The sequence below is a fragment of the Jeotgalibaca ciconiae genome, assembly GCF_003955755.1.
Taxonomy (GTDB): Bacteria; Bacillota; Bacilli; order Lactobacillales; family Aerococcaceae; genus Jeotgalibaca; species Jeotgalibaca ciconiae.
This window is the reverse complement of the sequence record NZ_CP034465.1, coordinates 280,477-293,343: the sequence shown is the minus strand read 5'-3', so window position 1 is coordinate 293,343 and position 12,867 is coordinate 280,477. Positions and strand designations below refer to the sequence as shown.

The following is a 12,867-nucleotide window of genomic DNA, read 5'->3' as shown; positions in this document are numbered from 1 at the left end:
TCCATTTTTAAAAATCAGGAAAGGCTTATTTGTTCATTTTTGATTTTCTATCCGTTATAATATGATTATAAAAGCCGATAAGGATAAGAACTGCGGAAGGTGTGATCATCATGCTTGGAAAAGAAGTAATCCCAACGAACTTTAAGCAAAATCTTACTCCAGAAGAATTATTGCCTTACAATGAAGAATATTATAAAAAATGCTTAGAGCTGTTAGAGGGGGAATTAGTGGTTGGTAATGTGGATCTACAAAAAGAGATTCATAAAATTGTCCTTTTGCAGATTCGTGAAGCTCAATTAGATGGCAAGCGTGCTGATGAACAATATGGGACGAACCACAAAGCCTTTGTCGAGAAAATTATCCATGATTGTATGAAACTTCGTCCGTTGACGATTTTTTTGGATAAATTTCAATTCCCATTGTATGCGTTTTCTCTTTATTTAGTGGGATATGCTTTTTTCACTTTCCTTTTAGCTGCTTGGTATGAATATTCGCTGGCTGAAGCAGTATTCATTCCGATGCCGTATAGCATACTAGGATTAGCGGCAGGAGGAGTATTATTAGTTGTCTCTTTTATTAGTTTATTTTATCGAAGGCAAAGAGCAGCGTTAATCCATCAGCCGAAGGATCAAGAATTCCAATACAGGGAGTATATTAATTATATCTGTATTGGATTATCATTTCTTATTCCTTATGTAATATTGAGATTGAGGATAACAATTTTCCATGTACCGCTGTGGGTGGTAGTGCTAATCGGCTTCACAGGTATTCTACTTGCCAGGCAACGATTTATCGCAACAAAAACTTTACCAATTTAATTCGTAAAGAAAGTGGAAGTCAGGGCTGCCTTTTTGAGCACATTTAGGCTGCATTATACGGGTAAAGATAAGGGGTTGGGAGTTTTTTCCCAGCTTCTTATTTTTCATAGACCAAGGCGGGCTTATTCGCTTTTCTACTAAAAGAATGACAAGTATTGTAGAGAGTAATATAATAACGGTTAAGGAGGTTTGGTGATGAAAAAATATTTACCGTTATTGGCTTCAGTTTTTTTATTTGCTTGCAGCTCTAATGGAAGTTCTGATTCGAATGAATCGATTTCTGAAGAAGTAAATTCTGAATCTGCTAGTTTAATTGAAGAAGAACAATCATCTGCTGTAGAGGAAATGGAGAAAGATGAGGATACACGCGTTTCTTTTGTTGGAGTTGGAGATAATTTAATCCATGATTCTGTGTTGTATACTGCATTAGAGGATGATGGAAGCTATGATTTTACCCCTATCTACGATAATATCGCAGAATCAGTAGGCGAAGCAGATCTTGCATTTCTAAATCAAGAAACAATTTTTGCGGGTCCCGATTATCCGTATACCGGGTACCCGGCCTTTAATACCCCTGACGAAATGGGACAAAATATGTACGATCTAGGCTTCGACTTAGTCAATGGCGCGACGAACCATACGCTTGATTATGATTATCCGGGAGCAATTCATGCTGTTAACGTTTGGAACCAGTTCGATGATTTGTTATTTACGGGTACATTTTTAGATGAAGAATCTCGGAATACAGTTCCTACAATCGAGAGAAAGGGAATTACCTTCTCATTTTTAGCCTACACGTATGGCACAAACGGTATTGAACCGGATACTGATTGGCGGGTAGCGTATTTTGATGAAGAAAAAATTCGTGAAGATGTTGCACGCGCAAAAGAAGTGAGTGATGTTGTAATTGTGTCTGCGCATTGGGGGGATGAGAATACACCTGTTCTCAATGAATTTCAGGAATACTATGCACAATTATTTGCTGATTTAGAAGTGGATGTTGTCGTAGGCACTCACCCGCATATTATTCAATCAATCGAATGGGTAACGGGTGAGAATGGAAATGAAACATTAGTGATTTATTCTTTGGGAAACCTAATCGCACATTCGTTGGAAGACTTCAACACGCTTGGTGGAATGATTTCTTTTGATTTTGTTGACAGAGATGAAGGCATAACGATTGAAAATGTGTTGTTCAAGCCAACTGTGAGTCATTATACTGCTAAACTAGAAGATATTGAAAACAGCAGACGGAATTTCAAAATTTACATGTTAGATGAGTATACAAATGATATTGCTGCGCTTCATGGCTTGAATGGATATAATGGGATTGAAATTACTCAAGAAAACTACCAAGAAATGGTAAATGAAATTATACCAGCAGAATTTTTGCAATAATGACAAAAATTCTCAAAAAAGAAATAAATACATTGCTTAAAGCTTGATATAGTCAAACTTAGAGCAGTGTATTTTTTATAGACTAGGGGATTATAAGTTCAGCCATCAATGTCTAGCTCCCAAGTCCTGACCTAATGAAAAAAAGATAAATTTGCCCCATTGCGCGCTTCGCTGCTCATTCAGGGTCAAATTTCCTATTTTTTCATAGGCCAAGGCGGACTTGTCCGCTTTTCTATTTTTCAAAAAAAGTTCAACAAATGTTTAAATTGTAGTTGCATTCATAAAACATTCTGAGTATAATAGGGTCAAATAGAACGAAAACGCTTTAAAAAAGCCACTTCATTTTTTAAACCACTTTTTTTACCATCTTTTTTGGCCACATACTACCCATTTATTATAATTCCAACTCGCTATAAAAAATATATATGCATGTCCTTATACATACCACCAATCTATTTATGCCTTCACACAGGCAGGTTTGGAGGAATGCATTCTTCATAATTTTTATCCTCAAATCATGCCAAAATCCCCGGCGTGGAAGAACCAGCATTTCTCCAGATTTTTTCTTCGAATAAACAACTCTTACAATTCCAGAATTATTTTTTCATTAACTTCGTGCCTTTTGTTTTTATCTATAAACAAGTGTTTTTTTCGCATGCCAAATGTTTGTTGCTAACGTTTTATCAAAAGACAAAAGGAGGAAAGAATATGCATCATCGTACTAAATATTTGGATAAGACGTTGATGTGGTTGCTGACAGTCGTCATGATATTACCAAATTTCATTCAAGCGTTTGGTAATATAACAGAAGTTGCAGCAGCAACAACAAGAGTTGTTGAATCCATTCTGTACGAAGGTTCAGACGGATCAGCATCAGTAGTTGCCAATCTAGCAAATGACGGAACAACAGTCCAATGGGAAATAACTCTGAATAAGAATCCAACAGAGGAAGCCACTTTACAAAAACTCGAAGTAGATGTGGGTGGAGGAGGCTTAGGAGCTCCTCATACAATCAGTTCAAATGTTACAAGTGAATCCAAGAGTGGCATAATTCAATTACGGCCAAAGGAACTCACCCCTAGTGCTCAAACACAAATAATTACCTTTACTACGGATGTTTTAGATACCACTGTTTCCAGTGCATCCCTCAGAATGCTCGTTGAAACAGTCACTCAAGAAACTGCTTCGAACACCACGCTCCATTCTTCTCCGAATACTAAAACCATCTCATTAGCTCTCCCAATCCTAGAAGAACCCGAACCAGAAATAGAAGTGCCAGAAGAAGTAGTAGAAATGATAGAAGAATCTGAAGAGCCGGTTGAAGAAGCTGTAGTAGAAGAAGTGGTTCCTGAAGAAGAAATTACAGCCCCCGTTGAAGAAGTGGAGGAAGTTTCCGAAGAAACATCTGCAGAAATCGAAAGTGAAGAAGGTGTGGAGGAAACTGAAACTACTACTCCTCCGGAACAAGCCGAGTCTGTAGAAGAAAAAGAAGAAGTTAAGGAAGAGTCAAGTTCAGCTGAAGAACCAGGGAAAGAAGAGGAATCGACTCTACCGGATATGGACCTGCCAATTGATGAAGTAGAGGTAGTGGATCCTAATATTGCGGAACCCGTATCAAAAGACTATGTATCCAGATATTTCTCACCGACTATCCAAGGACTCAGCAAATTCTCCACTGCTTTTAAAGCAAAAACCACTGAAGATAACCCCGGAAGTATCTCCTTAGACAAAACAGCTGAAGAATGTGAAGGCTGTCGTACCTACCAAGTAACCCTCAATATAACAGGTGTACCGCCTGTACAACCACTAGACGTCGTACTGATGCTTGATAGATCAGGAAGTATGTCAGAAAATACTTATACTTATAATGCTATCACAAGTACTCCGTCTACTCAGCATACCTATTATGTAAAGATTGACGGACAGTATCAAAGTGTATCGTACGGAAATAACCGTTGGAGATATAGCACGGGTTTTAACTGGAGATATGTCAGTTGGTCGCCTACAGGAAATGATTCATCTCAGGGATCAACTAATTCTAATAATCCTACGCCTAAACCATTTTATACAAGAAGCACTGTAAGCAGGATGGATGCATTGAAACAAGCAGCAATAAACTTTGCAAGTTTGGTTCTTCAAAATCCAGAAAATCGGGTTGCCATCGTAAGTTTCGCTGGACCAAGTTCTACAACTGGTTACGGCAATCAAAGTGAAGCGTCAACTGATAGAAATTTCACCAACAATCTAACACAGGTGCAGAGCTCTATTAATGGATTAACTCCTCTGAATGGAACCAACACGGAAGCTGGGCTGAGACAAGGGAACACAGTCTTTAATAACGGCATGAGACAAAACGCTAAACAAGTGGCAATCCTCTTTACGGATGGCCTGCCAACTGCAAGTAATGGTAATCAATACAATGAAAGTACAAATCCAAATAGCGTTCACTTCACAAGGGCAGTTACAGCATCGGATTTGATTAAAACTTATGCGGATCTGTATACCATTGGCTTAACACAAGGAATGAATAGCAGTGAACTTTCTGCTGCGCGCACCTTCCTTGAAAGAGTTCAAGATAGTGGTTTCTATGAAGCTCCTAGTCAAGACCAGCTGCAACAAATTTTCGAGAGTATTTTCAGTCAGCTTGATAATTATGGGACCAATGCAGTCGTGCAAGATGTGATTGGAGATGATTTTGATTTAGTTGCAGATTCTTTACCATCTGGAGCGACTTACAATCCAACGACTCGAACCATCAGTTGGAGCATTGGCGCTTTAATTAATACTCCTACATTAACCTATAAAGTGAAGGCGAAAGATTCGGTAATCGGAAGCGGTAATCCAGAAGACAAGCTTCCGACAAATGAGTGGGCCAAACTCACTTATACGAATGTCAACGGGGACAGAAATCAAGAAATGTTATTCCCTGTGCCAACGGTCCATGTTCCGCTTCAGTTAGAAATCGTTAACACTGACGTAACGATTCTCAAAGGAGATTCAGTTCAATTAGGTGTAGGGACTGATCCTGAGAAGGAAAACTACTTTGAAGTAACGGGAGGAACAGGAGACTATACTTATGCTTGGTATCTCGGTGATCAAGCCATTTCTACAGAGAAAAATCCTACTGTAAACCCAACAACCGACACAACTTATAAAGTTATTGTGACTGATCAAAAAGGTTGTAAAATAACTGGCTACATCCGAGTGAAAGTAAAAACAGGCTCACTTGTTGTTAAAAAAATTGATGAGCAAGGAAATCTCATTAAACATTCTCCAGCGACTTTTACATTAAGCAAAGATGGGGAAAATACTGTTTTGTCCACTGAGAGTTCAGGGACCGTAATATTTACAGCTTTAAGTAAGGGAGTCTATACCTTAACTGAAACGCAAGCACCAAATGGTTATATAAAAGAAAGTAGTGTTTATACGGTTACCGTTGAATGGGAAAATGGAGCCGTAAAAGTTACTGTTACAAAATCAGGAGAAGAAGGATCCCCTCCGGCAGTTGTTCCGAGTAGCCCGCTTGAAATCGTGAATGAAAAAGAGACACGAGATTTACCTGTTACAAAGCATTGGGAAGATAATGATGATGAAATGGCTCTTCGACCAGAAAACATTACGGTCCATCTTTATCAAAATGATATGGAAGAACCTTTCCAAACCATAAAAATTGTTGCTGATGAGGATGGAAATTGGTTTGGTATTTTCAAAAATATACCAAAAATTGATGAAAATGGTGTGGAATATGTCTACACAGTGAAAGAAGAGGAAGTCACTCATTACGACTCCACTGTAGATGGATTCGATATTTATAACACACTCAAGGTAGGGAAGCTTACCATTACTAAAGTAGATAAATCTGATCCCTCAAATCCAATTTTGCTTGACGGTGCAGAATTCGAATTACGCAATTTGGATGGTTCTGTAGTACAGGATGGAACGACCGTAGATGGAAAATTAGAGTTCGAGAAGGTTCCATATGGCACTTACCAATTGTTTGAAACAAAGGCACCTGCTGGTTACTCACTGCCAAATCGTCACTGGGAAATTACAATCGGTGGAGACTCAGGGTCACACATAGAAATTGAAATACTCAATACCAAGAAACAAGTTCTTCCCGCTACAGGAGGAATGGGAACACCGTTATTCATGATTCTTGGTCTAGTATTAATGCTTGGCGCAGGAGTTTTCTTTAAAAAAACAAAAAAAGATGGAGTAGAAAAGGAGAGGAATAAAATGACTAAGAAGTTTAGAGGGCTGTTTGGATTACTATTTTCTTTAGTGCTTTTATTAGGTGCTGCAGCACCGGCTGTTTCGGCAACAGGAAAATGGGATAATGCCCGTCCGCTGAAGGGTGACTTAATTATTCACAAAACACAGTTCCACGGGACAGAAATTCCTAATATTGAGGATCATAATGGAGAAATTATTGCTGATTTTCCTTATGCACCCTTAGCAGGAGCAACCTTTACCATTTACAAAGTTGCTGACGATTTAGATGTACCTCCAGCTGACACAACAGGTTTGACGGCCGTTGGATCAATGACAACGGGTACCAATGGGTTAGCGACATTTTCTAACCTGCTTGCTGGTAGATATCTAGTTGTAGAAACAGCACAGCCTCGTGGTGTAAATTATTTCAGTCCGCCATTCTTGGTAGATGTTCCAATGACGAACGAAACAGGAACAGAATGGCTCGATAAAGTCCATGTTTATGCGAAGAATCAAGTTGTTTTAGCTTCTGTTGCTTTCAAAAAATGGTTTGAAACAGGCGGCGAAACGAAAACAGCCACCTTTAACCTCTATAAACTGGATGGTGCTACTGAAACGTTAATTGAAAGTAAAACTGTTACTGTAACTTCTGGAGATAGCGTTCAAGTTTACTTCGATGCCAATGATTTAGGTCTGGAAACAGGAAACTACCGCATTAGAGAAACAAGCGTATCAGATCCATATGGAGTGAATGCTACCCCAATTGACTTTACAGTAGGTCTAGAAGACCACGATAACGATTTATCTGACGATAAGGCATCAATTAATCCACTTGGTAAAGAAGTGTTTAAAAACTACATTACTTCTACACCAGAAAAGGAAAATACAGATGACGATGATGATGAGAATTCAGCAAACTATGGTGAAGTGGTGGAATGGAAATTAAGTACAAGGATTCCGGCAGACATTTCAAACTATGAAATCTTTACTTTTAGAGATGATTTAGATAGTCGTTTGGACTATGTGCCTGCTAGTGTAAGAATAGAAGTAGATGGAGTAGCACTTCCTTTAAGTGTTGCAACAATTACAGAACCTACTACACAAAGCGGTGGAACATTAGCCATCGCATTTAAGCCAGCAGATTTAGCGGCTTATGCTGGAAAAACTATTGATGTATTCTTCGATACAACAATTAATGAAACAGCAGTGATGGGTGAAGACATTCCAAATATGTTCGACTTAGAATTTGATAATGGATCTGGATTAACAACAAAACCTTCTGATCCAGATATTACTCAAACAGGTGGAGCGAAATTCGATAAAACTTCTACAAAAGATTTAAAAGACTATAGCGGAGCAAAATTCCATGTTTATAGGCTTGTTGGAAATACAAAAGAATACTTGCAAGCTGATCGTACTTGGAGATCAGGCAATGAGAATCCACTGATCTTAACATCTGATAAAGATGGAAACTTTGAAATTAAAGGACTATCATTTGGAACATACTTCTTGGAAGAAGTGACTGCATTGCCAGGACATATGTTACGAGATGATTTTGAATTCGAAGTAGATGATACCTCTTATGCAATTGATCCGCACAATGTTCTGAATATGCCTCAAATTGATTTACCATCTACAGGCGGATTCGGTACCATTGCTTTCACAATTGCAGGAATCGGCATGATGCTTGGAGCTGTAAAACTGTATCGCAAAGAAGAACAATAAACTTAGTCAAGTGAGCAGACAGGCGAGGGAACTCGCCTGTTCATCAAAGGGCCTTCTCTTACATGGAAGACCTTTTGATGAGCAATGCATAGCTATACCTTTATACATAAGAGAATAGAGGAACGATTATGAAAAAAAAACTGAGTAATATGCAAAAGAATATCATAATTGGCATTGTTTTTCTATTTGGTCTAGGTATTTTTTTATATCCAAATTTAAGTAATATCTATGCGGAATATTCTCAAGCGATTACAATTTATGATTATCAGAAGCAACAACAAAAGTTAGACGAGCAGGCAAAGGAAATTGAATTAGAGAAATTACAAGAATATAACCAGTCTTTAAAGCAAGGAACGATTGAGTATGTTGATCCTTTTGAAAATGATGATTCTGCCGAAATAGCATCAATGGAAGCGGAAGACATGAATGACAGTCGATTAGGAGAAACGCTTGGTCATATCGAGATACCTAAAATAAATATCGATATTCCTATCTACAAAGGAACAACTGATTATATTTTACAAAGAGGAATTGGTCTTTTGCCTAACAGCTCTATGCCGGTAGGTGGAGAAAATACACACACTGCATTAACCGGACATCGTGGACTTCCCAGTGCTGAACTTTTTACAGATATTGTAGATTTAAAAATCGATGATATTTTTTATATACATTCTGTAGCTGGTACCCTTGCTTATCAAATTGAGTCGATTGAGACCGTCTTGCCACATGAGACTGATTCATTAAAAATCCAAGAAGGACGTGATTTAGCTACACTCATTACTTGTACACCTTACATGATTAATACACATCGCATTTTAATTACGGGAACAAGGATACCCTATGTTCCTATTGAAGAGAATGAACCGATTTCCAGGAAAATGATTCAATACGTTGTTGAAAAAGAACAGTCCGTGTGGATATATGGGGTTACCATATTGCTGTTTAGTGCTATTTTAATTATCGTATTCATTGTAATTCGCAAGAGAAAAAAAGTTGGTGATGAATCATGAAAAAGAAGCGCAAAAACTTATCACTATGGCTGTTTATTATCGGCGCCTTCATTATCATGATTCCTCAAATTCGTATTCTTTATAATGAAATCATCCGAGAATATGATTTGTATCAATATCAAAACCAAATCAATCAAGTAACGATTGAAGAGCGAGAAATCCTTCTTGAAGAAATGAGGGAACAACGTCATACCGTTGAACAAGTGGCTTCGAATAATCAACAAGTATCGAATCTGGAGATGAATTACATTGATCCTTTCTCTGTGATAGAAGATGAGGAAGGGAAAACATTTTCATCATCGAAATTTCCAAATAACATGCTGGGCTACATAGTGATTCCGAAAATTGGTGAACGGCTTCCTATCTATATTGGAGCAACTGATTATCACTTATCACTAGGCACTGCAACAGTAGAAGGCGCTTCTGTTCCAGGAGGAGGACCTGGAACACATTCCGTGATTTCAGGACATAGGGGATATGCAGGAGCGAACTATTTTAGACATATCGACTTACTTAAGGAAGGAGACTTGATTGAACTTCATATATTAAATGAAATTCTTTTATATGCAGTAACTGGTAATGCGATTATTTCGCCTTATGATAGTTCAAGTTTAAAAATCGTGGAAGGAGAGGATCTACTAACCTTATTATCCTGTCATCCTTATCGCGTGAATAACCAACGTATTCTCATTTACGCTAAACGAGTCCCAAGCAAAGAAACTCAATCCTCATTACTAAGCAACTACCAAAATTTAGTTGCCTCTACTTCAAATATTTCTTCGTACGAACTGTATGAAAAAAAAGAAGGGACGGATTTTACTGGCAAAAATATCCTGGATATTATCGTAAAATTCCTCGACCCTAGTTTAGAGAGGGCTGTACGAAAAGAATTATTATTTAATCGTTTAATCATCGTTCTTTGTTTGTTTGCTATTTTGGGTGCTTTCAGTATGATTTATAAAAATAACCACATAAAAAATAAAAAATAGGAAGACCTATATCTTTGTTTTTAGGGATGTTGTTCAATGTGTTTTACTTTCTATTTCACCTCATGCTACTATGAACTTGAGAGATTCTTCTTTGCAAGGAAGAAGGGGTGAAACATATGAAGGAAATTGATATAAAGAAAATATCGGACTTAGCGCTTGAATTACACGAGAAGGGAGAGTATGTTGAAGCGGAGAAATATTTTTTAGAAGCGCTGTACCTAATGGATGAAAAAGATAATCAGCTATATCAAAAAGTAGTTTATGGCTTAGGAATAAACTATGCAATGCAGCAGAATTATGAAGGTGCAAAAAGTTGTTTTCAAGAGGGAAGATTGAATGCCCAAAAAGCGAACAACATGGAGCACGAATTGGAGATGTTGCATGAACTCATTAAAATTTGTAGACTGATGAACGATTCAGGAGCAGCGGAAATACTCGCAAATGAAGAAATTATGTATCGAGAGAAGTACGTCCCTAATGATTTTGAAGGTCTTTCAGTGGCACACTATGAAAAAGCTTTAGTATTTATCGAGTGTCATCATCCTATTAAAAGCGAAGCCCATTTGAAAAAAGCTTTAGAATATGCAAAAAAATCAAATGAAAAGATAAGTATTGCTTATTTACAAGCGAAAATAGGAGATTATTATCAATCTATGGGGAAAAAAATTGAAGCAAAGAATTTTTATTTAAAAAGTTTAGATTTATTCAGAGAGCTAGATGATCAGAGAAATATGAAAATCATTGCATTTAAAATAGATGATATCGAAGAAACTGAAGATCTTTGACCTCATCTATGGATTGTAATTGCGAACTCAAAATAGAATTGCTATGATAGAATGTATGACTATGAAATTTCATTAATAAAGATTAATTTCTGTTATTTTATTAACAAAGGAGAAGATAATAGAAAGTATGATTAAACAAAAGGGGAATGCCATATGATTCTTAACGAAAAAGAATCCAGAGTTTTTACATATATTAAGGAGAATCCCTTCATCTCCCAACAGGAGTTAGCTGATAAAATTGGTTTATCTAGACCAGCAGTAGCAAATATCATTTCAGGTTTAGTAAAAAGAGGCTATTTATTAGGGAAGGCTTATGTAGTCAATGAAACACGTCCGATTATATGTATTGGGGCGGCAGCGATTGATCGAAGATATTTCATTGAAGATGAATTAATCACTGGTGAATCGAATAAAGTCACTTCTCAGATCACTTATGGAGGAGTCGCATTAAGTGTTGCTGAGAATTTAGGAAGGCTGCAAGAAGATGTCGTTCTATTATCATTGCTTGGTGATGATCAAGAAGCGAAATCTATCAAAGAAAACATGAGACCTTTTATGAAGTTGAATGAAGTAGAAGAAATCCCAGGATTCTCTACTGGTATGTACATGGAAGTATTGAACAAACAGAATGAGATGCTTGTTGGCTTGTCTGAAATGGATATTTTTGACCAAATGAGTCCGAATTGGCTGATGAAACGCTCTGCCTTGTTAAAACAAGCAAAGGGAATTTTGGTAGATACAAACTTGCCAAAAGAAGCGACAGAGTTATTGTTGGATATCGTAATAAAAAATAAAATACCACTCGCAATGGTGACTGTGTCAGCTTTAAAAGCACACAATATTCCTGAGAATCTAAAAGGTGTTAAAATTTTTATCACTACCCAAAAAGAAGCTGAATTAATGTTGAACATGAAAATCAACGACGATGAATCATTAAAAACAGCGTTGAATCATTTTCTGGATAGAGGGGTAGAGCATGTAATTATTATGGATCGAAGTAAACGAGTTCAATTTGCTAGCCAAAAACACGGTATGATTCGCTTTGATTTACGAAACACGGACTCCAACTCTTATGTGTGGGGAACGAACGAAGCCTTAGTTGCGGGAATGTTATACCGTTACATGCATACTAAAAACCTAATTGATGTTATTTTAACTGGAATTGTAAATGCGGCGAAGACAACGAAATCTTTACATAAAGTGCGTGAAGATCTTTCACAAGCACTTTTAGAAAAAGATATCAAAGAATTTGGTGAAGTTGAATTCGAAAAGATATAAGAATCTGGATCGCAAAAAACAGAAATTTATTTTCTCTTTCCTCTTTTTAGTGTAAAATAAAAGAGAAGGAAGCGTTTTCTTTATAAGGCGAGAGGAGCTGAAAGGTATGAGTAAAGATTACAAAAACATTTTAATACCTGTAGATGGTTCACAGCAGTCAATCAATGCTTTTAAAAAGGCCGTTCAAATTGCCAAACGAAACGAAGCGGTATTACATTTAGTAACAATTGTTGATAAGACGAATGATCCGGATGAAGCTGCTTCAATTGAAAGGGATAGAGAAGGACTTTTTAAATCTTTAGAGGCACATGCTGATAAAGAGAATCTTTCTATTAAAAAGGATATTAAATTTGGCAGCGCAAAAAAACTCATTGCTGAAGAGTTAGTAAAGGACTGGAACATCGATTTAATTGTAATAGGGGCGACCGGAAAGGGTCGAATTGCAAAACTGGTTGTAGGATCGATTACGAACCATGTTACTCGTTATGCTCGTTGTGATGTATTGATTGTAAAGTAGAATCATCATTTATTTTAAAGAATAAAGACACCAGGCTGGGAACAATCCCAAGCTTGGTGTCTTTTGGTTTTATCATTTCTGGTATCAGTGCTTCGAAAGAGATTTTCTTTGGAATGAGGCTGTACAATTCTAACA

At 37.2% G+C, this 12,867-nt stretch carries 8 protein-coding genes; all 8 read left to right on the top strand.

Going from position 1 to position 12,867, the window contains the following annotated elements; translation table 11 throughout:
- The first annotated feature begins 110 nt into the window (after positions 1-110).
- The 8 genes from EJN90_RS01420 (at position 111) to EJN90_RS01385 (ending at position 12,732) form a co-directional block, all read left to right on the top strand.
- The gene (locus EJN90_RS01420; protein WP_126108523.1) at positions 111-818 is read left to right on the top strand and encodes a hypothetical protein; all 708 of its coding nucleotides are present in this window, start codon (positions 111-113) and stop codon (positions 816-818) included.
- 195 nt (positions 819-1,013) lie between these two features.
- On the top strand, positions 1,014-2,216 hold the full coding sequence (locus tag EJN90_RS01415) for a CapA family protein (protein WP_126108522.1): 1,203 nt from the start codon (positions 1,014-1,016) through the stop codon (positions 2,214-2,216).
- Between the two features lie 708 nt (positions 2,217-2,924).
- A complete protein-coding gene (locus EJN90_RS01410) occupies positions 2,925-8,153 on the top strand; it encodes a SpaA isopeptide-forming pilin-related protein (protein WP_126108521.1) in 5,229 nt (1,742 codons plus the stop codon).
- 128 nt (positions 8,154-8,281) lie between these two features.
- A complete protein-coding gene (locus EJN90_RS01405) occupies positions 8,282-9,163 on the top strand; it encodes a class C sortase (RefSeq protein WP_126108520.1) in 882 nt (293 codons plus the stop codon).
- Positions 9,160-10,152 carry a class C sortase gene (locus EJN90_RS01400; protein ID WP_126108519.1) on the top strand — a complete coding sequence of 331 codons (993 nt, stop codon included), beginning with the start codon at positions 9,160-9,162 and terminating at the stop codon, positions 10,150-10,152. Before EJN90_RS01405 ends, EJN90_RS01400 begins: the two co-directional genes overlap by 4 nt.
- A 116-nt stretch (positions 10,153-10,268) precedes the next feature.
- On the top strand, positions 10,269-10,937 hold the full coding sequence (locus tag EJN90_RS01395; RefSeq protein ID WP_126108518.1) for a tetratricopeptide repeat protein: 669 nt from the start codon (positions 10,269-10,271) through the stop codon (positions 10,935-10,937).
- Positions 10,938-11,090: 153 nt separating this feature from the next.
- Positions 11,091-12,215, top strand: a complete 1,125-nt coding sequence (locus tag EJN90_RS01390; protein WP_126108517.1) for a PfkB family carbohydrate kinase — start codon at positions 11,091-11,093, stop codon at positions 12,213-12,215.
- 106 nt (positions 12,216-12,321) lie between these two features.
- Positions 12,322-12,732: a universal stress protein gene (locus EJN90_RS01385; protein ID WP_126108516.1), complete on the top strand. Its 411-nt coding sequence runs from the start codon at positions 12,322-12,324 to the stop codon at positions 12,730-12,732.
- Positions 12,733-12,867 lie beyond the last annotated feature (135 nt).

Coding starts and splice junctions, on each gene's coding strand:
- EJN90_RS01390 (WP_126108517.1), top strand. CDS start 11,091: ATGATTCTTAACGAAAAAGAATCCAGAGTTTTTACATATATTAAGGAG.
- EJN90_RS01385 (WP_126108516.1), top strand. CDS start 12,322: ATGAGTAAAGATTACAAAAACATTTTAATACCTGTAGATGGTTCACAG.
- EJN90_RS01395 (WP_126108518.1), top strand. CDS start 10,269: ATGAAGGAAATTGATATAAAGAAAATATCGGACTTAGCGCTTGAATTA.
- EJN90_RS01405 (WP_126108520.1), top strand. CDS start 8,282: ATGAAAAAAAAACTGAGTAATATGCAAAAGAATATCATAATTGGCATT.
- EJN90_RS01410 (WP_126108521.1), top strand. CDS start 2,925: ATGCATCATCGTACTAAATATTTGGATAAGACGTTGATGTGGTTGCTG.
- EJN90_RS01400 (WP_126108519.1), top strand. CDS start 9,160: ATGAAAAAGAAGCGCAAAAACTTATCACTATGGCTGTTTATTATCGGC.
- EJN90_RS01415 (WP_126108522.1), top strand. CDS start 1,014: ATGAAAAAATATTTACCGTTATTGGCTTCAGTTTTTTTATTTGCTTGC.
- EJN90_RS01420 (WP_126108523.1), top strand. CDS start 111: ATGCTTGGAAAAGAAGTAATCCCAACGAACTTTAAGCAAAATCTTACT.